Origin of the sequence: Pseudomonas sp. JDS28PS106 (assembly GCF_036706555.1) — a bacterium.
GTDB lineage: Bacteria > Pseudomonadota > Gammaproteobacteria > Pseudomonadales > Pseudomonadaceae > Aquipseudomonas.
The window spans coordinates 31,313-54,908 of sequence record NZ_JBAJGT010000013.1; the positions used below are offsets into that span (position 1 = coordinate 31,313).

At 62.1% G+C, this 23,596-nt stretch carries 18 protein-coding genes; 11 read left to right on the plus strand and 7 right to left on the minus strand.

The genetic code is table 11. From position 1 onward, the window contains the following. Window positions 1–17 precede the first annotated feature (17 nt). The 3 genes from fadA to TRP66_RS19065 form a co-directional block, all read right to left on the minus strand. Window positions 18–1,193: an acetyl-CoA C-acyltransferase FadA gene (gene fadA, locus TRP66_RS19055; protein ID WP_333405897.1), complete on the minus strand. Its 1,176-nt coding sequence runs from the start codon at window positions 1,191–1,193 to the stop codon at window positions 18–20. 22 nt (window positions 1,194–1,215) lie between these two features. Next, entirely contained in the window at window positions 1,216–3,363 is a 2,148-nt protein-coding gene (gene fadB / locus TRP66_RS19060) for a fatty acid oxidation complex subunit alpha FadB (RefSeq protein WP_333405899.1), read from the minus strand. Window positions 3,364–3,903: 540 nt separating this feature from the next. Beyond that, entirely contained in the window at window positions 3,904–4,341 is a 438-nt protein-coding gene (locus TRP66_RS19065; protein ID WP_333405901.1) for a hypothetical protein, read from the minus strand. A gap of 129 nt (window positions 4,342–4,470) precedes the next feature. Between TRP66_RS19065 and TRP66_RS19070 the strand changes: the two genes are divergently transcribed. Continuing rightward, window positions 4,471–4,911, plus strand: a complete 441-nt coding sequence (locus TRP66_RS19070; protein ID WP_333405904.1) for a universal stress protein — start codon at window positions 4,471–4,473, stop codon at window positions 4,909–4,911. A gap of 65 nt (window positions 4,912–4,976) precedes the next feature. On the opposite strand, the gene TRP66_RS19075 is transcribed toward TRP66_RS19070, so the two are convergent. After that, the gene (locus TRP66_RS19075) at window positions 4,977–6,887 is read right to left on the minus strand and encodes an ATP-binding cassette domain-containing protein (protein WP_333405906.1); all 1,911 of its coding nucleotides are present in this window, start codon (window positions 6,885–6,887) and stop codon (window positions 4,977–4,979) included. 202 nt (window positions 6,888–7,089) lie between these two features. Here TRP66_RS19075 and TRP66_RS19080 point away from each other — a divergent pair, with 202 nt between their 5' ends. Then, complete coding sequence (locus TRP66_RS19080; protein ID WP_333405908.1) at window positions 7,090–9,018, plus strand: transglycosylase SLT domain-containing protein; 1,929 nt, start codon at window positions 7,090–7,092, stop codon at window positions 9,016–9,018. Window positions 9,019–9,132: 114 nt separating this feature from the next. Here the strand turns inward: TRP66_RS19080 and TRP66_RS19085 are convergent, their stop codons facing one another. Then, window positions 9,133–9,942 carry an MOSC domain-containing protein gene (locus TRP66_RS19085; protein ID WP_333405910.1) on the minus strand — a complete coding sequence of 270 codons (810 nt, stop codon included), beginning with the start codon at window positions 9,940–9,942 and terminating at the stop codon, window positions 9,133–9,135. A gap of 97 nt (window positions 9,943–10,039) precedes the next feature. Beyond that, a complete protein-coding gene (locus TRP66_RS19090; protein ID WP_333405911.1) occupies window positions 10,040–10,969 on the minus strand; it encodes a chemotaxis protein CheV in 930 nt (309 codons plus the stop codon). Window positions 10,970–11,556: 587 nt separating this feature from the next. Between TRP66_RS19090 and TRP66_RS19095 the strand changes: the two genes are divergently transcribed. The 3 genes from TRP66_RS19095 to TRP66_RS19105 all read left to right on the plus strand — a co-directional run bounded on the left by TRP66_RS19095 (window position 11,557) and on the right by TRP66_RS19105 (window position 13,852). Then, window positions 11,557–12,009, plus strand: a complete 453-nt coding sequence (locus tag TRP66_RS19095; protein ID WP_333405913.1) for a hypothetical protein — start codon at window positions 11,557–11,559, stop codon at window positions 12,007–12,009. A 293-nt stretch (window positions 12,010–12,302) separates the two neighbouring features. Then, window positions 12,303–13,196, plus strand: a complete 894-nt coding sequence (locus TRP66_RS19100; RefSeq protein WP_442965234.1) for a sensor histidine kinase — start codon at window positions 12,303–12,305, stop codon at window positions 13,194–13,196. Next, window positions 13,193–13,852 carry a response regulator transcription factor gene (locus TRP66_RS19105; RefSeq protein ID WP_333405917.1) on the plus strand — a complete coding sequence of 220 codons (660 nt, stop codon included), beginning with the start codon at window positions 13,193–13,195 and terminating at the stop codon, window positions 13,850–13,852. Before TRP66_RS19100 ends, TRP66_RS19105 begins: the two co-directional genes overlap by 4 nt. Here the strand turns inward: TRP66_RS19105 and yegS are convergent. Then, window positions 13,836–14,753: a lipid kinase YegS gene (yegS, locus tag TRP66_RS19110; RefSeq protein WP_333405919.1), complete on the minus strand. Its 918-nt coding sequence runs from the start codon at window positions 14,751–14,753 to the stop codon at window positions 13,836–13,838. The two genes, TRP66_RS19105 and yegS, sit on opposite strands and share 17 nt — an antisense overlap. Before the next feature lie 521 nt (window positions 14,754–15,274). Here yegS and TRP66_RS19115 point away from each other — a divergent pair. From TRP66_RS19115 to TRP66_RS19140, 6 genes are all read left to right on the plus strand, one after another. Continuing rightward, a complete protein-coding gene (locus TRP66_RS19115; RefSeq protein ID WP_333405921.1) occupies window positions 15,275–16,711 on the plus strand; it encodes an undecaprenyl-phosphate glucose phosphotransferase in 1,437 nt (478 codons plus the stop codon). Beyond that, window positions 16,711–18,168, plus strand: coding sequence for a mannose-1-phosphate guanylyltransferase/mannose-6-phosphate isomerase (locus tag TRP66_RS19120; protein WP_333405923.1), 1,458 nt, complete (start codon window positions 16,711–16,713; stop codon window positions 18,166–18,168). Before TRP66_RS19115 ends, TRP66_RS19120 begins: the two co-directional genes overlap by 1 nt. 149 nt (window positions 18,169–18,317) lie before the next feature. Beyond that, a complete protein-coding gene (locus TRP66_RS19125; protein WP_333405926.1) occupies window positions 18,318–19,097 on the plus strand; it encodes a polysaccharide biosynthesis/export family protein in 780 nt (259 codons plus the stop codon). A gap of 16 nt (window positions 19,098–19,113) precedes the next feature. Further along, a complete protein-coding gene (locus TRP66_RS19130) occupies window positions 19,114–21,105 on the plus strand; it encodes a GumC family protein (protein WP_333405928.1) in 1,992 nt (663 codons plus the stop codon). Beyond that, a complete protein-coding gene (locus tag TRP66_RS19135) occupies window positions 21,105–22,289 on the plus strand; it encodes a glycosyltransferase (RefSeq protein ID WP_333405930.1) in 1,185 nt (394 codons plus the stop codon). The genes TRP66_RS19130 and TRP66_RS19135 overlap by 1 nt, the downstream gene beginning before the upstream one ends. Beyond that, the gene (locus TRP66_RS19140) at window positions 22,283–23,596 is read left to right on the plus strand and encodes a cellulase family glycosylhydrolase (RefSeq protein WP_333405932.1); all 1,314 of its coding nucleotides are present in this window, start codon (window positions 22,283–22,285) and stop codon (window positions 23,594–23,596) included. Before TRP66_RS19135 ends, TRP66_RS19140 begins: the two co-directional genes overlap by 7 nt.

A 23,596-nucleotide genomic window follows, 5' to 3' on the forward strand; every position in this document is an offset into this window, starting at 1 on the left:
TGCATCACCTGGACGAATCAGACCCGTTCGAACACGGTCGTGATGCCCTGCCCCAGACCGACGCACATGGTCGCGACGCCAAGCGTGCTGCCTTTCTCCTTCATGACATTGAGCAAAGTACCGGAGATGCGCGCGCCGGAACACCCGAACGGGTGACCCAGGGCGATCGCGCCGCCATGCAGGTTAACCTTCTCATCCATCTTGTCGAGCACTTTCAGATCCTTGAGCACCGGAAGCGCCTGCGCCGCGAAGGCTTCGTTGAGCTCGAAGCAGTCGATGTCGCCAATGCCGAGACCTGCGCGCTTGAGCGCTTTCTGGGTCGCCGGAACCGGTCCGTAGCCCATGATCGCCGGGTCCACGCCGGCAACTGCCATCGAACGGATGACGGCCATCGGCTGGATGCCCAGGTCCCGCGCGCGCTGGGCCGACATCACGATCATGCACGACGCGCCGTCGGTGATTTGCGATGAAGTGCCGGCGGTCACGGTTCCGCCCTTGGGATTGAACGCAGGCTTGAGCGCCGCCAGGCTTTCCAGCGTGGTGTCCGGACGAATGGTTTCGTCGTAGTCGAAGACTTTCAAGAAACCGTCTTCGTCGAAGCCCTGCATCGGGATGATCTCATTCTTGAACTTGCCCTCCAGGGTGGCTTTGTGGGCCAACTGGTGGGAGCGTACGCCGAATGCGTCCTGCTGCTCGCGGGTGATGCCATGCATCTTGCCCAGCATTTCCGCCGTCAGGCCCATCATGCCCGACGCCTTGGCGGCGTGCAGCGACAGGTGCGGGTTGGGATCCACGCCATGCATCATGCCGACATGGCCCATGTGCTCGACGCCGCCGACCACGAAAACGTCGCCGTTGCCGGTCATGATCGCCTGCGCCGCGGTGTGCAGTGCGCTCATGGACGAGCCGCACAGACGGCTGACCGTCTGCGCTGCGGCGGTGTGCGGGATCTGGGTCAGCAACGACGCCATGCGGGCGATGTTCCAGCCCTGTTCAAGGGTCTGGTTGACGCAGCCCCAGATCACGTCTTCGACTTCGGCCGGGTTAATGGCCGCATTGCGTTCCAGCAGCTTGCTGATCAGATGCGCCGACATGTCCTCGGCGCGGGTGTTGCGGTGCATGCCGCCCTTGGAGCGGCCCATCGGGGTCCGACCGAAGTCGACGATCACGACGTCTCTTGGATTCAGGCTCATAGGTTCATTCCTCAGAAGGCGCTTAACCGAAGAAGCGCTGGCCGGTGCGGGCCATTTCACGCAGCTTCGCGGTCGGTTGATACAAGGCACCCAGCTCGGCATAGCGATCGGCAAGGGCAACGAATTCGGCGACGCCGATGGAGTCGATGTAGCGCAGCGCGCCGCCACGGAACGGAGGGAAACCGATGCCGTAGATCAGGCCCATGTCGGCTTCGGCGGCGGTTTCGACGATACCGTCTTCCAGGCAGCGCACGGTTTCCAGGCACAGCGGGACCATCATCCAGTTGATGATGTCCTCGTCGGTCAGCTCGCGCTGCTCGTACACCACAGGCTTGAGCACATCGAGAACCGCCGGGTCGTTGACCTTCTTCGGCTTGCCCTTCTTGTCGGTTTCATAGGCATAGAAACCCTTGCCGTTCTTCTGGCCCAGACGCTTGGCTTCGTACAGCACGTCGATGGCCGAGCGACGGTCGTCCTTCATGCGATCCGGGAAGCCCTCGGCCATGACGTCGCGACCGTGATGACCGGTGTCGATGCCCACCACGTCCATCAGGTACGCGGGGCCCATCGGCCAGCCGAATTTTTCCATGACCTTGTCGATGCGCACGAAATCCACGCCCGCGCTGACCAGCCGGGCGAACCCGCCGAAGTACGGGAACAGGACACGGTTGACCAGAAAGCCCGGGCAGTCGTTGACCACGATCGGGTTCTTGCCCATTTTCTTGGCGTACGCCACGGTAGTGGCAACCGCCTCTTCGCTGGACTTCTCGCCGCGAATCACTTCCACCAGCGGCATCATGTGCACCGGATTGAAGAAGTGCATGCCGACGAAGTTTTCCGGACGCTTGAGCGCTTGAGCCAGCAGACTGATGGAGATGGTCGATGTGTTGGACGCCAGGATGGTGCCTTCGGCGACCTGGTCCTCGACTTCGGCCAGAACGGCCTGCTTGACCTTGGGGTTCTCGACGACAGCTTCGACAACCAGGTCCACGTGGCCGAAATCGCCGTAGGACAGGGTCGGACGAATGGCATTGAGCGCTTCAGCCATCTTGGCGGGCGTCAGGCGGCCTTTTTCGACGCGATTACCCAGCAGTTTGGAGGCTTCGTTCAAACCCAGCTGGATGGCTTCCTCACGGATGTCCTTCATCAGGATCGGGGTGCCCTTGACCGCCGACTGGTAGGCGATGCCGCCGCCCATGATGCCGGCGCCCAGCACGGCCGCCTGCTTCACATCGGTAGCGATTTCGTCGTAGATCTTTGCCTTGCGCTTGAGCTCCTGATCATTGAGGAACAGACCGATCAAGCTTTCTGCGGCAGAAGTCTTGGCCATTTTCACGAAACCGGCTGCCTCGATCTCCAGCGCCTTGTCGCGCCCGAAGTTGGCAGCCTTCTGAATGGCTTTGATGGCTTCGACCGGCGCCGGATAGTTCGGACCGGCCTGACCTGCCACGAAGCCCTTGGCGGTTTCGAACGCCATCATCTGCTCGATAGGGTTGAGCTTGAGCTTGTCCAGCTTGGGCTGGCGCTTGGCCTTGAAGTCGAACTCGCCGGCAATCGCGCGCTTCAGCAGGTCGAGCGCGGCGGCGGCCAGTTTTTCAGGCGCGACCACGGCATCCACGGCGCCTACCTTGAGGGCGTCCTCGGCGCTGTTTTCCTTACCGGCGGCGATCCACTCGATGGCGTTGTCCGCGCCGATCAGCCGCGGCAGGCGCACGGTGCCGCCAAAGCCCGGGAACAGGCCCAGCTTGACTTCCGGCAGTCCGATCTTCGCGGCGGCGGACATGACCCGATAGTCGGCGGCCAGGCACATTTCCAGCCCCCCACCCAAGGCGATGCCGTTGATCGCAACCACTGTCGGCACGCCAAGGTCTTCGAAATCGCTGAAGATCCGGTTCGCTTCCAGGCCACCGGCCATGATTTCGGCTTCGGGCAGCTTGAAATTGTCGACGAATTCGGTGATGTCGGCCCCGACGATGAACGCCTCCTTGCCGCTGGAGACGATCACACCCTTGATCGAGGCATCGGCCTTGAGGGTGTCCACGACCTGGCGCAGTTCATTGAGGGTGAGGCGGTTGAACTTGTTGACGGACTCACCCTTGAGGTCGAAAAGAATTTCGACGATGCCACTTTCAAGAGTCTTAACCGTGATGGCTTTACCTTCGTAAATCATCAACTGATCTCCACAGTATGGAAGCTGAACAATACTCACCCGGCCTGACGTCGGGTAAGACTACGACGCACGCTAAATCACCAACACACCCGCCGACGTGGTAGCCAGGATTCTGTCAGAGCCGTCTGACACCCAAACACTTGATTCATACGGCCGTTTGATTTGGTACGCACACCATCCGGCAAAACCCGATGATTGTCAATTCGGCTAAATGGCAATAAACACGGCCCATCGGTGCGCCGACCAGTTAATTCGACTTAATGGGTTACAGGATGATTCATTCGCATTCAGCGCAGTGATGGTGCAAAGCCTGCGACAAAGTCTGCATGCACCGTCGGGGGTCACGCATGAAAATATGTGAAGGAAAACGCGACAAAACGGAGCAGAGCGGCTAGAGTCAGCGCATTGCGCGCGACCCGTCGTAACGACGCCCCTGTCTTTGGCGGCATTTCGACAGCGCCACCTGTTATCGGCCTGCCTGGCCAACCCCCGGCCCGATGTTGTTATCGGGCTTTTTAATGCCTGTCATTTACGGAATATTCAGGCCAGCGCCTTCAATGCCGCGTCAATACGCTGCAACACTTCCGGCTCACCCTTCTCCGCCCAGTACAGCGCGACCATCCGCGAGTCCGCCTCAACCTTGTAGACGTCCGCCGGCAGCGTAGCCAGATGCCCCGTCACTACTTCGTCCGCACAGGGCTCGCGCCAACGGTTGACCCATACCCCCGGCGCGCTTTGCCAGTACGCCCAGCACGCCGCTTCCCGCGCACGGCGCGGCCTGCAGTACTGCGCGCAGAGGTCAGGCGGCTGCCGGTCCAGCCAGTGCGGCCATTCCTGCGGAGCGAGCTGCATCGCCAGCCCCATGCGCCTGGCCTGCATGCGCAGGGCCATTTTGCCACTCGAACCACGGGAGGGTTTGAGCCAGACCAGCGGGCTCAGCATCACACAAATGATTGACAGAACTATCCAGACCGTCATATTTCTTGCCCCCGCTCGCTCTTTCGAACCACAACGACACAAAAAACAAAGGCTTGCATAGGGTGCTGCCCAGATGCACGCGAAAGGGCCATACTCAATACCATCGCAATCCTCCCGGAGGACATCATCATGTCGTATCAACACATACTGGTAGCCATTGACCTCACCGACGAGTGCGATCCGGTCATCCGTCGCGCCCGTGAGTTGGCGCAAGCCAGCGACGCGACCTTGTCGATGGTGCATATCGTTGAGCCCATGGCCATGGCGTTCGGCGGCGACGTTCCGATGGATCTGTCGCAACTGCAGCAACAGCAGTTCGATCAGGCCAAGGAAAAACTGGAGCGACTCAAAATCAAGTATCCGGATATGAAAGCCGGCGAAGCTCATTTGGTATACGGCCAGCCCCGCCAGGAAATCCACCAACTGGCCAAGAACCAGCAGTGCGACCTGATCGTGGTGGGCAGCCACGGCCGTCATGGCCTGGCGCTGCTGCTTGGCTCGACCGCCAACGACGTGCTGCATGGCGCGCCCTGCGACGTTCTGGCAGTGCGCCTGAAAAAGCCGGAATAATTGCAGGCAGGGCTGCGTTGCAGCCCGTTAAAAAACAGGCGCCCTGGGGAGCGCCTGTCGCCTCCTTACTCTTCCAGCTCTGCCCAGCGCTCGAGCAAGCCATCGAGTTCGGCCTGCAGGCTTTCGACCTGGGCCAGTACCGCTGTGGTTTCAGCCGCGGGACGCTGGTAGAACGAAGGTTCCGCCATTTCGGCAGTCAGTTCCGCCATCCGCTGCTCAACTTCATCGATCTGCGCCGGAAGGGCCTCCAGTTCACGTTGCTGCTTGTAGCTGAGCTTCTTTTTCGCGACCGGGATATCCTCGACCACGACCGCCGCGGGCTTGACCACCGCGCTGTTCAGCTCCGCCTTGCCTGACTTGCTGTCGGCGACACCAAGCAGACGCGGCGAGCCGCCCTGGCGCAGCCAGTCCTGGTATCCGCCTACATATTCGCGGACCCTGCCCTCACCTTCGAACACCAGGGTGCTGGTCACCACGTTGTCGAGGAATGCCCGGTCGTGGCTGACCATCAGGACCGTGCCTTTGAAGGTCAGCAAGACTTCTTCCAGCAACTCCAGCGTTTCGACGTCGAGGTCGTTGGTCGGCTCGTCGAGGACCAGCAGGTTGGCCGGCTTGCTGAACAGTTTGGCGAGCAGCAGGCGCGCCCGCTCCCCGCCCGACAGCGCCTTGACCGGCGTACGCGCGCGTTGCGGACTGAACAGGAAATCGCCCAGATAGCTCAGGACATGGCGGTTCTGCCCGTCGATCTCGATGAAATCACGGCCTTCGGCGACGTTGTCGATAACGGTCTTTTCCAGGTCCAGCTGATGCCGCAGCTGGTCGAAATAGGCCACTTCCAGGCGCGTACCGACTTCCACCTTGCCTTCGGTAGGCTGCAGATTGTCGAGCATCAGCTTGAGCAACGTGGTCTTGCCGGTACCGTTGGCGCCGAGCAGGCCGATACGGTCCTCGCGTTGCAGCACCATCGAGAAATTCTTGATCAGCGTCGGCCCGCCGGGATGGGCGAAACTGACGTTTTCCAGCGCCATGACCTGCTTGCCGGACTTCTCGGCGGTATCGAGCTGAATGTTGGCCTTGCCGGTGCGCTCGCGACGCTCGCTGCGCTCGACACGCAGCGCCTTGAGCGCGCGTACCCGCCCTTCGTTACGGGTACGGCGGGCCTTGATGCCCTGCCGAATCCAGACTTCTTCCTGGGCCAGACGCTTGTCGAACAGGGCATTGGCGGTTTCTTCGGCGGCGAGCATCGCCTCCTTGTGAACCAGGAAGCTGGCGTAGTCGCCGTTCCAGTCGATCAGACCGCCGCGATCCAACTCCAGGATCCGGGTTGCCAGGTTCTGCAGGAAAGCCCGGTCGTGGGTGATGAACAGTACCGCGCCCTGGAAATCCTTCAGCGCTTCTTCGAGCCAGGCAATCGCACCGATATCCAGGTGGTTCGTCGGCTCGTCGAGCAGCAGCAGATCAGGCTCGGACACCAGCGCCTGAGCCAGCAGCACGCGGCGGCGCCAGCCACCGGAGAGCTCGGCCAGGGTCTTGTCGGCCGGCAACTGCAGGCGGCTCAGGGTGCTGTCGACCAGTTGCTGCAACCGCCAGCCGTCGCGCGCTTCCAGCTCCTGCTGTACGTGCATCAGCTTGTTGAGGTCTTCCTCGGTCACGCAGTTCTGTGCCAGATGGTGATACTCGGCCAGCAAGGCGCCTACACCGTCCAGACCCTCGGCGACCACATCGAAGACGCTCCGTCCGTCGGCTACCGGCAGTTCCTGCGGCAACTCGCCGATCTTGAGGCCCGGCGCGCGCCATACGGCACCTTCGTCGGGCAGTTGCACGCCCTTGACCAGCTTCAACATGCTGGATTTGCCGGTCCCGTTGCGACCGATGATGCACACCCGCTCACCACGGGCGATCTGCCAGGACACCTTGTCCAGCAACGGCATGGCGCCGAACGCAAGGGACACATCGCTGAATTTGAGCAGGGTCATGAGCTTCTCCAAAAACCGGGCGCGCATTCTACCTGAGATAGGCCTGGCGTGTCGGCCTTCGATGGCACTTGCCACACATGCCGTTACCTTTATAACCGTCAGTCATTGGCAGCAGCGCTCCGAGTGTCGCCAGTGCTTTCACCCCACGCTGGCAAAAGGCTAAGCTAGGGCACATTTCACGACCCATCCGCCCGGAAGTCTCATGCGCAGTCGTTTGTTCAGTATCGTGTCCTGCCTGCTCCTTTCCGCTGCCGCTGTCCAGTACGCCCACGCGGTCGACATCAGCCAACAGCGCAAGTACTACGACGAAGCCAAGCGCGCGCTCGCCAAGGGCGATACTGGCCCGTATCGGATGTACAGCGCGGCGCTCGCCGATTACCCGCTGGAGCCCTATCTGCAATATGACGAGCTGACCGCGCGTCTGAAATCCGCCAGCAATGCCGAAATCGAAAGATTCCTCGCCGCTCATGGCGATCTGCCCCAGGCCAACTGGATGAAATTGCGCTGGCTGCGCTGGCTGGCCGAGCGCGGCGACTGGTCCACCTTCGCCCGCTATTACGACGTGAAGATGAACTTCGTCGAGCTGGACTGCCTGAACGGTCAGTATCTGCTGAGCACGGGCAAGCGCGCCGAGGGCTACGCCAGCGCCGAGAAGCTCTGGATGACCGGCAAGACGCTACCCGGATCGTGCGACACCTTCTTCGCCCAGTGGGCCGCGGCGGGCCAGTTGACCGAAGAAAAGCGCTGGCAGCGTGCCAAGCTTGCCGCCCAGGCGCGCAACTTTGGCCTGGCCAACACGCTCGTCAACAGCCTCAACTCTCTCGCACCCCAAGGCAAATTGTTGCTGGCCGTTGCGCAGAAGCCGGAGATGGTGAACAACCCGGCCCTCTTCACGCCGGTCGATGAGGCCATGTCGGACGTGGTCGGCCTGGGATTGCGCCGTCTGGCACGCCAGGACCCGCAAAAAGCGCTGTCCATGCTCGACGGCTACGCCGCGACCATGCGTTTCTCCCGCGAGGAACAGGTGGAGATCGCCAAGGAAATCGGCCTGACCCTGGCACGCCGCTACGACGGTCGCGCCCTGGAAGTCATGACCAAATACGACCCCGAGCTGCGCGACAACACCGTGACCGAATGGCGCCTGCGCCTGCTGTTGCGCCTTGGCCGCTGGCAGGACGCTTACGAACTGGCGCGCCGCCTGCCCAAGGACCTGGCTTCCACCAACCGCTGGCGCTATTGGGAAGCGCGGGCGCTGGAGCTGGCCCAGCCGGGGAATCCGCTGATCCCCGCGCTTTATAAAGATGTTGCACGGGAGCGGGACTTCTATGGCTTTCTCGCGGCGGACAGGACGCAGAACGCTTATCAGCTCAACAATAAGCCATTGCCCATCAGCAACGCGGTGATGAACAAGGTACGCAATACGCCAGGCGTTCGTCGTGCCCTGGAATTCCATGCCCGCGGCGACATCGTCGATGGGCGTCGGGAGTGGTACTACGTCAGCCGGCAGTTCAGCCGCGAGGAAATGGTCGCGCAGGCAAAGCTTGCCTACGATCTGAAGTGGTACTTCCCGGCGATCCGCACCATCAGTCAGGCGCAGTACTGGGACGACCTGGATATCCGCTTCCCGATGGCCCACCGCGACACGCTGGTGCGCGAAGCCAAGGTACGCGGTCTGCATTCGAGTTGGGTATTCGCAATCACCCGCCAGGAAAGCGCCTTCATGGATGACGCGCGCTCCGGGGTCGGTGCCAGCGGCCTGATGCAATTGATGCCAGCGACGGCCAAGGAAACCGCGCGCAAGTTCAGTATCCCTCTGGCGTCGCCGCAGCAGGTTCTGAATCCGGACACCAACATCCAGCTGGGTGCCGCGTACCTGAGTACGGTGCACGGACAGTTCAACGGCAACCGGGTGCTGGCGTCGGCGGCTTACAACGCAGGCCCCGGCCGCGTGCGGCAGTGGCTCAAGGGCGCAAACCATCTGGCGTTCGACGTGTGGGTGGAGAGCATCCCGTTCGACGAAACACGTCAGTACGTGCAGAACGTGTTGTCGTATTCGGTTATCTACGGCCAGAAGCTCAATTCACCGCAACCGCTGGTGGACTGGCACGAGCGGTATTTCGACGATCTCTGACCTATCGCCAGCAAGGCGGAACGCCGCCCCGGTGGCTCCTACGAAGCTCGATGGTGCCGTAGGAGCCAGCTTGCTGGCGATCTGCCGCGCAGCGGCAGCAGACCCGGCGGGCGCTTACTCCAGCACCTCGACTGGCATCCCGACTTCCAGCTCTCCCACGCCATCACTGACCACGTTCTGCCCGAACATCACCTTGCCCTCGATTGCCCGGAAGGTCTTGAGCGTGGTGAACGGCTCGCGATCTTCGCTGCGCACTCCGGTGGCCGGATCAATGGTGGTCACGATGCAACGCGCGCAAGGCTGGACCAGGCGGAACTGGATGCCGCCGATGCGGATGCGTTTCCAGCCGTCTTCGGCGAAGGCTTCGGCGCCGGAGACCACCAGGTTCGGCCGGAAGCGCAGCATTTCCATGGGCCTGCCCACCCGCGCCGAGAGTTCGTCGAGCGAACCCTGGCCGATCAGCAATAAAGGAAAGCCGTCGGGAAACGCCACCTTGTCGTGAACGGCGCGGTATTCCTCATCCAGCATTCGAGCCCGCCCAAGGGGCGCATGAACGACCCGCACGGGCTTGCCGACGAAAGCGGAGGCCCATTGCGCCGCGGCTTCGCCAGCATCGGGCACCTGGAAGGTATCGCGCCACAAGGTCACGCCACGCAGATTGGCGTCGCTGTCCGCAGGCAACGCCACGTCCAGCGGGGTCACGTCCGGCGCGCTGAAAGTTACGCCGCCCGCCTGGTTCCACAGCACTGACAACTGCGCCATATGCGGCACGGTGCGCTGGGTCAGAAAGCGGCCAGTGTCGGCGTCCACCAGCATCCAGCGGCGATCGCCGGCCAGCCCCAGCTCATCAATGGTCGCGCGTTGCAGAATTTCGGGCTTGCAGGATTTGAGAGGGAAACGATACAGGGCGCTGAGATGCAGCATGGCTATTCCTTGAGCGGCGCGGGAGCTGTGACATGAGGGTCAAAGCTTATACGAGCCGCTCTCGGGGTTCACCTGCCGATGGGAAATGTCATCAGGCTTAGCCGGCGATCATGAGCAGACGCTCGCGCACCACTTCGACCAGCTTGTCGGGCTGGAATTTGGACAGGAAGTTGTCGCAGCCGACTTTCTTGACCATCGATTCGTTGAAGCTGCCCGACAGCGAGGTGTGCAGAACAATGTAAAGGGCGCGCAAGCGGGGATCGTTGCGAATCTCGGTGGTCAGGCGATAGCCGTCCATCTCCGGCATTTCGGCGTCGGTAAACACCATCAGCAGCTTCTGGTGAACATCCTCGCCGGCATCCGCCCAGGCCTTGAGCATGTTCAGCGCCTTGAGGCCGTCGCTGGCGACGTGCAGTTTGAGACCCAGCTGAGACAAGGTATCGCGCAGCTGTGCGAGCGCTACCTTGGAGTCGTCCACCAGCAGGATTTCGCGACCTCGCGCGCCTTCGAGCACCGGGTCTTCGAGCTTCTCGCGCGACACCCGGGCGTTGTAGGGCACGATCTCGGCCAGGACTTTCTCCACGTCGATGATTTCCACCAGCTGATCGTCCACCTTGCTGATCGCCGTCAGGTAATGCTGGCGACCGGCGCTGGTCGGCGGAGGCATGATCGCATCCCAGTTCATGTTGACGATGCGGTCCACGCCACCGACCAGGAATGCCTGCACCGAGCGGTTGTATTCGGTCACGATGATGGTGCTGCCAGGGCCCGGTACCAGCGGACGCATGCCGATGGCCTGGGAGAGGTCAATGACCGGCAGCGTCTGGCCGCGCAGGTTGACCACGCCACAGACGAAGGAGTGGCGCTGCGGCATCAGCGTGAGTTTGGGAAGCTGGAGCACTTCCTGGACCTTGAAGACGTTGATCGCGAACAGCTGACGACCCGCCAGGCGAAACATGAGGATTTCCAGGCGGTTCTCGCCCACCAGCTGCGTGCGTTGGTCCACGGTGTCGAGAATGCCAGCCATTTTAGCTCCAGGTACGTAATTCGATGAGTCCAGACCTTCGCTGTATCGGCTGAAAAGGACCGGACCTTAGAGAGTGTTTGCAAAAGGCGCGGCGGACATCGAAAAGACGAAAAAAGCGCCACGCGGTAATTGATGTCACATTAACATCATGCTCTACTGCTGTCGCGGCCGGGCTCCTTCGCCAGCGACACACTCGACGCATCGAGACCTTGTCACCCCTAAGGGTGACCCTGAGCACCCATCAGGGCAGACCTGATATTCTCCCCAGCTATTTGCCACTATTGTGACGCCTTTCTCATTTGCAAGAAGGGAGTCAGGCTTGTGTCCGCTTTTTCATCCACTTCGCCAGCATGTCGGTCCAGGTCTGGATCGGGCGACGGGCGACCTGACAGAACTCGCGGAATATTTCTCGCCTGGCCGGTTGCGATGGCCTCAGCACATCGAAATATTGCAACTAAGTATCAATGTGCCATCACTTTTCCAGTTTCAGAAAGTGCCTACAGACTTTCGATTGAAATCAACGTTAACTGTCAGCCGTTCGCCGCGCGCGAAACTAACTCGCTGCCCTTGATGTGTGGAGAGACAGGATGCTGAACAGTAATGATTGGCAGGGCACTTCCGGCCAGTTTCTCGTGGACTCCCAGGCACTGCTGTACAAGCTCGAAGAATGCATCTCGCACCTGGAACTGATCGGGGATGACGAAGATGCCGTCTCCTGCCTGATCGCAACACTCGACAGCCTGGGCTGCCAGGCCAGGCAAGCCGGCGTCGCCTCTCTCGAAACCTTCTCCGGCCGGCTGAGCGCCGTGCTGTCGGCCCACGGCAGCGACCGCCCGCTGCAGGATGAAGCGCGCAGCGTGCTCAAGAACTGCCTGACGCTCATTGCCTGGCAGCTCGAACTCATCGACCCCAGAACCGGCGAACTCCCGCTGGACAGCGACGAGCAACAGGACCTGCTCGACAGACTCGCCCATGCCTGCGGGTTGCCCGAGCCCGCCGACCTTACCCACGACCAGACAGACGCACCTCGACCGGCATAGTCACGCATTGCTGCCGGCGACCTGTCTGCGGCGGCCACTCCGGCCGCTTCACGGCAACACATTCAAACTGCCGTTCAATAATATCGAAAGTTCTGCGCGGTCAACCGACTTCAATAAGGTAGAATTGCAATTCTCACCCGCGTAGTCCGGGTTTTGCTTGACTTCCTTAGATGCAGTCCTTAATTGTCTGCTGTTTTGGTGCAACAAGGCGGGTATCTAACTAGATGTCCGTTACAGGGCCGACGTCCATATCGTCCGGTCGTTGACAAAGACTTTCGGTGACTTCATCCATTATGTACGCCAGCCCACCCTCTACACGGCCAGCGCGCTTCGACAGCCGGTGCGCCCAGTGGCTCACGGCTGCGCTGTGTGTCGTAGCATTCGCGGGCAATCTTGCGCTCCTGCTGGTCGGAGCTGCGGTATCCATTCCCCTGCTGTCGTTGAACATGGTCGCCTTCGCCGTCGTCTTCGCCATGCAGCTGCATTCGCGCCGGATGATCCAGTTGCAACCCCGGGAGCTGGCCGAGCGCTTGCTGGAAGTTCAGGAAACAGAACGTCAGCGGCTGAGCCGCGAGCTGCATGACGACATCGGGCAAATGCTGACCGCCGCCCGCATGCAGAGCGACTGGTTACAGCGCCGCCTGCCCGAAGAGCTGCGCGGTCATGGCGAGCAGCTCGGGACCATTCTCGAGGACACCCTCAACAAGGTTCGTGATCTTTCGGCGATCCTCAATCCGCGCCAACTGTCCAGCCTGGGACTGGAAGCCAGCCTGCGCAGTCATCTGCTCACCACCCTGGCCGACAGCCCGGTACGCTGGAGCTTCGAGTGTCAGCAGCGGCTGACCGGCGTTCCGGACGACATGAGCATGGCCGCCTTCCGCATCACTCAGGAAGCGGTCACCAACATGCTGCGTCATGCTCATGCGCGTAACCTGCTGGTGCGCGTGCAACGGCTGCCCGCCGGTCTGTCCCTGGCGATCAGCGACGACGGCGTCGGCTTCGAGCCGGCTCGCGATCCGGCCCGTGAAGGCCAGCGCGGCATCGCTGGCATGTCCGAGCGCGTGGCGCTGCTGGGCGGCTGCTGGACACTGCACAGCAGCCCCGGCCAGGGCACCCGCATCGAGGTCCTGTTTCCATGGCCTGCCCGAGCTCACGAGCGGGCCGACTCTTCCAAGAAGCACCCATGAACTGTACGTTACTGCTGATCGACGATCACTCGCTGATCAGGGCGGGCGTGCGCGCCATGGTCGCCGATATTCCCGGTTACACGGTGGTCGGCGAAGCCGCCGATGCGAAGGATCTGCCGGAGCTCGCCAGCACACTCGACCCGGACATCATTCTGCTGGACGTCAGCATGAGGGAAACCAACGGGCTGGATGCTCTGCAGGGCCTGCTCAATACCCGCCCGTCGAGCAAGGTGCTGATCCTGTCGATGCACACTGACCCTGAAATCATCATGCGCGCGCTGGAGATGGGCGCTCATGGCTATCTGCTTAAGGACGCGACCACCACCGAGCTGCAACAAGCGCTCGATGCCCTGCGCAATCATGAGCGCTACCTGAGTCCGGCGATCGCGCACACGGTCATCAATCGGGCGCTGCGCGGCAATCAGCCTGCCACGCCGCGCCCGGTCGAACATTACAACCTTACCGCGCGCCAGCTGGAAATCCTGCGCCTGATCGTGCGCGGAAAGTCCACGCGGGAGATCGCCAGCGGCCTGAACCTGAGCATCAAGACCGTGGAGACCCACCGCGCGCAGATCATGAAGCGGTTGCAGATCTTCGACGTGGCGGGCCTGGTGCTGTTCTGCGTGCGCGAGCGCATCATCAGTCTGGACGACTGAGCCGCGCGGGCGCCCCCAGAACCGGTGAATTTGACGGCAGATGCAAGTGGATCGCCGCCGGACGGGCGACGAAGCGCAGATCCTCGCCCGACAGCGGCTCGCCGTCGAGATTGATGTCCAGGCCCTGGGCCGACTTGAGCTCCACCCAAGGCAAACGTGCGCGGATGAACATATTGTCGATACCCAGCCCGCCTTCCAGCAGGCTGCGTAAGGTCCCTACCACCTCTTGAGGTGCCGGCAGGATACTGACATCCAGCAACCCGTCGTCGGCGACCGCTCCGGGACACAGAACGTGACCGCCCCCGGCTTGTCGCCCGTTGCCGATACCCAGGGCCAGCAAGTCACCCCGCCAGTGAAAATCGGGTCCGGTCAGTTCGCCATGGGCGGCATGCAACTCGCTGAAACGGGTCAGGCCGGTGAACAGGTAGGCGGCGCCGCCCAGCACTTTCTTGAGTTCTTCGGACGTGTTGGCGGTGACCTGGCTGCCGAAGCCACCGGTCGCCATGTTCAGGAACAGCTTGCCGTCCACTTCGCCCAGATCGACCGCAACAGGCGGCTGCTCCAGCAGCTCCAGCGCCGCGGCCACTTCAAGCGGGATCCCCGCGGCCCGGGCGAAATCATTGGCGGTGCCCAGCGGCAGAATGGTCAGGCTGGCCTGTTCATCGGCAAGGGCGATGGCCTCGGCGATATCGCGCAAGGTTCCGTCGCCGCCGCCGGCCACGATCTGCCGATGACCGGCCGCCAGCGCCTCTTTCACAAGACGCTGCGCGTCTCCGCCTTCCCAGGTGAGACGCACGTCCAGGTCCCAGCCCTGCTTGCGCTTTTCGGTAACGGCCGCCCGCACGTCTTCGTTCAGCGATTGTTTGCCGTGCAATATCAGCATTGCCCTGCGTTGTGTCATGACCCCCTCCCATCGATATCTGCAAGAAAAGCCCGACAGGCCTCCGCCCGTCGCCGCCCGCGCCGATCAGTGAATCCCTACCAATCACGGACACTTTTCGTACAGCGCATGAATCTGACCTCTGACGAATGCAAAAGACCTTCGCTTCCATAAATATTTTCTGAACGGCCGCTCAAGGCCGGCCCCCTGCGGCTGCTGGGCGATAGCCTCAAATCGTTACACCGACCGTCCGTCGGCCTGAAAATATTACGTTCTTTCTCATGCAAGCCTCGTTTCATGAGCTTTACTGTCAGTCGTATATCCATACGAGTGGATTTCGCGCTAAAGCGATGAAATGTCTTCAATAAAATTGCGACCAGGACGACATAAATGGGAAGAGACGTCCTACGGATAAATTCCGGAACGCCAAGTTCCTGACTACGCTTGGACAAAACCGGCGCAAAGCTGATTTTTTGACAGCGCCGGTCATGAATGTGTTTGCGTCGGTGCCAAGCGCCACCGGCGAGCAGTGAGGGAGCTTTATGCGGTTGCATCCGGTGGACAGTCTTTCGCTGACGCGCACCAGTCTCATTGAGTATTTTCTGTTCGGCATTCGCATCGCTCATGGCATCGCCGGCGTGCTGCCGGGCATTCTGATCCTGGCTTTCATGCAAGACTCGGCGCTCGGCGGCTCCAGGAGCTACCTCGCCGTGCAGGTGTTCTTCGGCGTGGTCTGCGTGCTGATCTTCCAGGCGCTAGGCGTTTATTCCGAAGCGCTGTTCAGCAATGCGCTGCGGCTGCGCCTGATCCTCGTGGCCTGGTCGACCGCCTTCGGACTGCTGCTGTTCATGCACCAGACGCTGGGCCTGTTCGACTACATCACCAATGAACAGCTGGTGATCTGGTACTGCGCCAGTCTGACGCTGTTCTGTATGGTCCGTCTGACCATACTCATGGTGTTTCGGCGCCAGATGCGCAAAGGCACGTACCTGCAGAACTCCGTGATCCTGGGCGCGACCGAGAACGGTCTGCGGCTGGCCGAGTACCTGCTGGAAAACCAGGACATTCGCTCCGGCGTGCTCGGTTTCATCGATGACCGCATCGGTCGCATGCCCAAATCAGTAGGGAATCTGCCGCTGTTGGGCAACACTCAGGATCTGGAACGGCTCATCCGCGACGGCAAGGTGACTCAGGTGATGGTCGCCCTGCCCTGGACCGCCGAGAACCGCATGGATTACATCATTCGCGAGCTGCGCCGCCTGCCGGTGAACGTGCTGCTGGTGCCGGACATGATCGCCTTCCGTCATGCGCACAACCGCATTACCGAAGTCGCCAGCCTGCCGATGTTCAACGCGTCGGACGTGCCCTTGCGCGGCTGGTCGCCGTTTTTCAAGCGCGCCGAGGACATTGCACTGTCGGCTCTGGCCATTGTCGCGCTGTCACCGTTGATGCTGCTGATCGCACTGGCCATCAAACTCGATTCGCCGGGTCCGGTGCTGTTTCGCCAGAAACGCTATGGCTACAACAACCGGCTCATCGAAGTCTTCAAGTTTCGCTCCATGCATCAGCATCAGGCTGATGCCACGGCGGAAAAACAGACCACCCGGGGCGACGCCAGGGTTACCCGGGTCGGGCGCTTCATCCGCAAGACCAGCCTGGATGAACTGCCACAGTTGTTCAATGTGGCGGCGGGAACGATGTCCATGGTGGGCCCGCGCCCCCATGCGACGGCTACCAAAGCAGCCGGCATTCTCTTCGAGCAGGCGGTGAAGGAGTACACGTCACGCCATCGCGTCAAACCCGGCATCACCGGGCTGGCGCAGATCAATGGCTACCGTGGTGAGACAGACACCGTGGAAAAAATCGAAAAGCGCGTCGAATTCGATCTTGAGTACATAGAAAACTGGTCCGTCTGGTTCGACCTCTACATCCTTATGCGCACTGTTCCGGCAGTGCTCTTCACTCGTGAGGCTTATTGATGAGCAATCTCATCCCCTGCATCATCGCCGGCGGTTCCGGCACTCGACTCTGGCCGGTATCTCGTGAAGCCATGCCCAAGCCTTTCATGCGCCTTCCCGATGGCGAAAGCCTGCTGCAAAAGACCTTCAAACGTGCCGCCGGCCTGCCTGCGGTGGACCGGGTCCTGACCGTTACCAACCGGGAAGTCTACTTCCGGACCGTGGACGACTATCGCCAGCTCAACAAGGCGCGCGTCAATCTGGACTTCCTGCTCGAACCCTTCGGTCGCAACACTTCGGCTGCCGTGGCCGCCGCTGCCCTGCACGTGACCCGCCTGTATGGCGAAGAGACCCAGTTGCTGATCCTGCCGGCCGACCACCTGATCGAAGACGTGCAGGCTTTCTCGGGCGCCGTGTCCCAGGCACGCGAGCTGGCCGCCGAGGGCTGGCTGGTGACCTTCGGCATCCTGCCGACCAAGGCGGAAACCGGCTTCGGCTATATCGAAAAAGGCAAGGCGCTCAACGACTACGGCTATCAAGTGGCACGCTTCGTGGAAAAACCCGATGCACCGACTGCCCAGGCCTACGTGAATGGCGGCGCACACCTATGGAACGCCGGCATGTTCTGCCTGCGCGCCGATGTGGTGCTGCGCGAGTTCGAGACCCATGCGCCGCAAGTGCTGGAGGCGGTCAAGGCCTGCCTGCTAGCCAGTGAAAGCAAACACGGCAGCCATGAGCTGCAAGTCGAACTGAACGCTGAAGTCTTCGAAACGGTGCCGGACATCTCCATCGATTACGCGATCATGGAGCGTTCGGACAAGGTGGCCGTGGTGCCCTGTGAACTGGGCTGGAGCGATATCGGCTCGTGGCAGGCGCTGCGCGAGCTGGCCAACGCCGACGTCAATGGCAACCAGTGCAATGGCGAGACCGTACTGCATGATGTCACCAACTGCTACATCGACTCGCCCAAGCGTCTGGTGGGCGGTGTGGGGCTGGACAATCTGATCATCATCGACACCCCCGATGCATTGCTGATCGCCGACAGCAACCGCAGCCAGGACGTCAAGCTGATCGCGCAGGAACTCAAGCGCCAGGGCCACGACGCCTATCGTCTGCATCGCACGGTCACCCGGCCGTGGGGCACTTATACCGTTCTGGAGGAAGGCAAGCGCTTCAAGATCAAGCGCATCGTGGTGCGCCCCAAGGCTTCGCTGTCGCTGCAGATGCATCATCATCGCAGCGAACACTGGATCGTGGTCAGCGGCATGGCCGAAGTCACCAACGGCGAACGCGAGTTCAAGCTCGACACCAACGAGTCCACCTTCATCAAGCCCGGCCATACTCACCGACTGGTCAACCCCGGCGTCATCGACCTGGTGATGATCGAAGTCCAGAGCGGCGAGTATCTGGGCGAAGACGACATCGTCCGTTTCACCGACATCTACGGAAGAGTGCCCGCACAAGCGGTCAAGAGCTGACAGCAACACCGGTGCAGGGCCGCCCGCGCGACCCTGCGACCACCGATGGCAGACGCTGAACCGAGCACATTGGACCAGGCAGTACCCGCCAACATGATTGATTTACCCGCAAGGGCGCCGTATTCGTGCATGACAGGAGTTTTGGACCAATGAAAAGCTGGAGCTTGATGCTCATCGCCAGCGTTATGCTGCTGAGCGCTTGCAATACGCCCTCGCGGGTCGGCTTGCCCGACGACCGGGCACAGATCGAGGCGGGTCAGGCCGCGGGGCGCGCGCTGGCCGGCAAACCGCTGCCCGCGGAGCGGATTCGCCCGGGCGACACCCTGCGCATCGTGCGCAACACGGGCGAGGCGCCTTCGATCTCGGCGTTCACCGCCAACTCCATCTACGAGCTGACCCTGTTCCAGGTCTTGAGCGACGGGACTTTCTCCTACCCGTACATCGGCACGGTCAAGGCTGCGGGCCTGACGGTGCAGCAACTCAACGACGTGCTCGAAGACAAGCTCAAGGACGTGTATCGCGAAACGGCCTTGACCATCAACATTTCCCAGTCCCCCGGCAACACCGTGTTCGTCGGCGGCGCGGTGCGCAATCCGGCCACCCTGCCGGTGACCGTGGCGACCAGCCTGGCCCAGGCGCTGGTTGGCGCCGGCGGCGTCGCCCTGGATGCCGACGCCACTCGGGTCGCCCTGCTGCGTGAGGAAGAGGACGGTCTCTACAAGACCTACTTCTTCGATTACAGCAAGCTGCTCTGGGCCGGCGCCGGCGGCCCTGCCGCGCCGGTGCTGCTCAAGCGCGGCGATGTCGTGTTCGTTCCCAAGTCCACCGTCGGCAACAAGGTGGACGGCGTCAACCTGTACTTCAACCAGCTGCTGCCCTTCGCCAAGTCGATCGGGCTGGGCGTGAACTACGAGCTGCGTAGCAACTGATTGCCAGGGAATCCACATGATCAACATCCGTTCTTTTCGCGACCTGCTGCGCCTGTTCTTCATCTTCCGGCGCGAAGTCCAGACCACCGTGCTGGTGACCTTCGTCATCATTCTGCTGGGCGCCTTCCTGCTGCCCAACCGCTACGAGTCCACTGCCCTGCTGCTGGTCAAGCCCGGCCGCGACAGCAGCACCGTGCCCATCGAGCTTTCCGACCGCCAGGCGATCGTCGTCCCCGGTGGCTTGCGCGACCCGCTGCTCGACGAGGAGCGCATGCTCACCGGCCGGCCGATCATGCGTACCGTCGCGGAAAAATACCTCGCCGAGCTGTCGCGCGCGCCACAGCCGACCGGCGTGATCGCCTCGGTCAAGACTGCCCTCAAGAGCGCGGTCAGCGCCCTGGTGGACATCCTGCGGGGTGCGCTGCAGTTCGTCGGGCTGGTGGAAAAACGCACTCAGGCAGAGACGCTCGCCGAGAATCTGCAGCGCAACTTCAAGGTGCGCCATGAACAGGGCTCGTCGGTCATGGAGTTGACCTTCACCTGGAACGATCCGGCCACTGCCCAGAGCGTGCTCAAAACCTGGATCGAGGAGTACCAGTTGCAGCGTACCCGCACTCTGGGACGCGTGAGCCTCTACGGGTTCTACGAATCGGAAGTGAAATCCACCGCCGCCAATATCATTTCCTTCAAGAAACAGATCCAGACCTACCTGAACCAGCTGGGTGCCGTGAGCATTGCCCAGCGTTTGGCGGACACGTCCCAAGGCCTGAACGATCTGCGCACCGAGCGCAACAACACCATCCGCGCGATCGCCTCCACCAAGGCGGGCCTGGATCTGCTGAAGAAGCAGCTGGCGGCTCAGCCCAAGACTGTTTCCGCGGGTCGCGAGCTGGCGCTCAACCCCAATCGCCAGGATTTGCAGAACCGTATCAACGGCAAGGAAGTCGAGCGCCAGGAACTCCTGCGCTCGTTCAAGGAGCAGGCGCCTCCGGTACGTGCCGTCAATGAAGAGATCAACAATCTCAAGAAGCTGCTCCAGGAACAGGACGCCACGGTCCAGCGCTCCGAGAGCATCACCCCCAATCCCATCTACAACCGCATGCAGAACGTGTATGCCGACCAGCAGACCAGCTACGCTCGCCTGCAAACCCAGCTGGCCCAGCAGGATGCGCAACTGGCCCAGCTGGAACGTGACCGCCAGCTGGCGCTGAACCTGGAGCCCGAGCTGTCGCGTCTGCAGAACGAACTGGACGCCGCCGAGAAAAGCTACGCGCTGTACACCGACAGCCTGGAAAAAGCGCGGATCGACCGCGAGCTGGACAACAGTCAGATCAGCAACATCGCGACCGTCGAAGAAGCGACCTTCAACCCCAGCCGGGTCTTCCCGAAAAGCCTGGCCATGCTCCTGCTGGCCTTGCCGGTAAGCGTTCTGGTGGGACTGCTGGCGCTGTACTTCTTCTACCTGCTGGACCAGCGCATCCACGACGGTGACAAGATCGAAGGGCGTTTCGGCGTGCCTGTGTGGACCAGCCTCCCGGACCTGGAGCGCGCTCAGGAACGTCGCGGCGCCTTTACCGCCAACCTGCATCGGATCTACGGAATCCTGCCGCTGGGCCAGGTGGCCGAGAAGGGTCTGGTCGTAGGCTTTACCGCCGGACACCCGGGGGCGGGTGTGAAATTCGTGATCGCCCATCTGAGCGAACTGCTGATCGAGCAAGGGCACCGCGTCCGCACCGAAGGACGTGGCCCCGCGCAGCCCGGTGAAATCCTGTTGCTCAACGCGTCGAGCCTGGCGGACAACCAGGGCGCGTTCGTGCTGCTGCGTGATGCTGATCTGATCGTGCTGGTGATCCAGGCCGAACAGACCACCGTACCCATGCTGGAAGATGCACTGACCAACCTCAATACCGCGTTCAAGCGGGTCGACGGCATCATTCTCAATCGGCGCCGCTTCGCGGTCCCGGAGAAGGTGCTGACCTTCATGAAGCGTATCGGGAGTCGTGGCTGATGCGCATTGCCCTGCTCGCCCCGCTGCCGCCAGAACAGAACGGCATCGCCGACTATGCCGGCCACCTGCGAAACGCGCTGCAGGCGCTGGGCGTGGAAATCGTCACGCCGCTGCAGGGGATCGGCAACGACCCTCGCAAGGCGGTCGAACGGGTCGCGAGCTGGGACTGGACGGGCGTGGACATGGCGCACGCCGAGCTGGGCGGCGGGCGACTGGCCGAATTTCAGGCGCTGCGCACCCTGCGCCGGCAGTTGCCCGCGCTGCCGCTGACCGCCACGGTGCACGATCCTGAACGCCTGGTCTGGCGCCGGGAGCGCCTGCCATGGCCACTGTCGCTCGCGACCGGCATGCGCTCCCCGGCGCCGGAAATCGCCACGGTGCTGGCCGACCCGCTGTGCCTGCGCGAAGAACGTCAACTGGCGCGCCACATGACTCGCCTGATCACCCTGACTCAGGCCGGGGGTCAGGCGTTGCGCAGGCGCATGGGCGTGGAACAGTCGCGGATGGCGGTAATCAGTCACGGCAACCTGCCCATCGAACCGGCGCCGCTCCCGCCCTTGCGGCCACTACGCCTGCTGTACTTCGGGTTCATCTATCGCGGCAAAGGTATCGAGGATTTGCTCGAAGCCCTGGCCGCGCTGTTCATCATGCGCCCCAACCTGCGCTCCCGCCTCCGCCTGACCCTGGCGGGCGGCAGCGAACCGGAAATGGCGTTCGGTCCGTCCGGCAGCTATCTGGAGCAGTTGCGCCGGCGAATCCGCGAACTGGGGCTGGTGGACCTGATCGACTGGCAGCTGGACTTGCCCGCGCAGCGCATTCCCGAGGTCATCCAGGCGCACCACGTGATGGTGTTGCCTTACCGCGAGTCCAGCAAGCTCAAACTGCTGGGCCAATTGCGCGGCACCAGCGGCGCGCTCTCCTGGGCAGTGGCCTGCGGGCGGGGCGTGATCACCTCCGATGCCCGGTCATTCGCCGAAGAGGTTTCACACGGCAACGGCATGATCTTCCCACAGGGCGATGTGCAGGCCTTGACCGACGCACTCGCGCATATCTGCACACATCCCGGGCAGACCGAAGACTGGGCCGAAAAGGCCGGTGAGATGGGCCGCGCACGGGTCTGGAGCGAGACCGCAAGGCGTTTTCTCGACGTGTTCCAGCAAGCCTGCGAGGTGAAGCGATGCTGAATCGAATGGCGAAACGAATGGGTTGCGCAGCCGCGCTGGCAAGCGCACTGCTGGCGTCGGATGCCTGGGCCGAGACCGTGCTCAAGGGTCGTCAGAGCGTGGTGTGGCAGGACTTTCTGGGGGTCAACGTCCAGTTCCAGTACTTTACGCCGGACATTTACCGCCAGCAGATGGATCGGCTCGACGCGCTGGGTCTGAAGTGGGTGCGCCTGACCATTCACTGGCCGATCATCGAACCTGTCAGGGATCAGTACCGCCTGGCCGAACTGGACGGCGCCATGGATCAGATCAAGGCACACGGCTACAACACGCTGGCCTACATGGTCGGTTCGGCCCCCTTTGCCAGCACCGCGCCTGCCTCCGCTCAGAGCCGGGACCAGTATCCACCCAGCGATTTCAAGCTGTTCGCCTCGCGAATGACCGCCCTCGCCCAGCGTTACCCGCAGGTCGGGGCCTGGCAGGTGTGGAACGAGCCGAACATCATCTGGCAGCCCAAAGAGGACCCTGTCGCCTACAGCCGTCTGCTGACCACCACGGCCGACGCCATTCGCAGCGTCCTGCCGGACAAGACTATCGTCACCGCCGGCATGGCGTATTACAGCCAGATGCACAGCACGCCGGGCTATATGTTGCAGACCCTGGTCAATGACGGACTGGGCGCGCGTAACATCGTCGCGGCCTATCACCCCTACTCCGAATACCCCGAGGGCGATTCGGTGCGCGACCGGGACTTTCTGGTGCGGGCCAATGCCGTGAACCAGATGCTGCACGGCAGCGGCGTGAAAGATGTCTGGGCCACCGAATGGGGCTGGTCCAGTTACGACGGACCGGTGGAATTGCAGGCGCTGATCGGCGTCGATGGCCAGGCCGACTACACGCTGCGGCGGCTGGCGCTGATGAGCGCTCTGGATTTCCAGCGCATTTTCCTGTTCAACCTCAGCGATCTGGACGAACGCGCCAGCGCTCGCGATCAGGGATACGGCCTGCTGGATCTGCAAGCCAATCCCAAGCCGGTCTATAACGCGCTGCAACGCTTCCTGCAAATCACCGGCCCGCGCCTGACTCCCGCCGACCCGCCCGGCGTCAGCAGCGTACCCGCCGATCTGTATGCCATCACCTGGGATCGAGATGACGGCAAGCGCCTGCTGATGTTCTGGAGCGCGACCGGCAGCACCTTGAACTTCCCGACGATCACCGACGCGGTTCTGCACGACCCGCTGACCGGCAGCCGTCTGCCCCTGAGCGCCGACAAGGGCATCACCCTGGGCCTGAAGCCGACTTTGCAAATTCTGGAATGGAAACCCTGA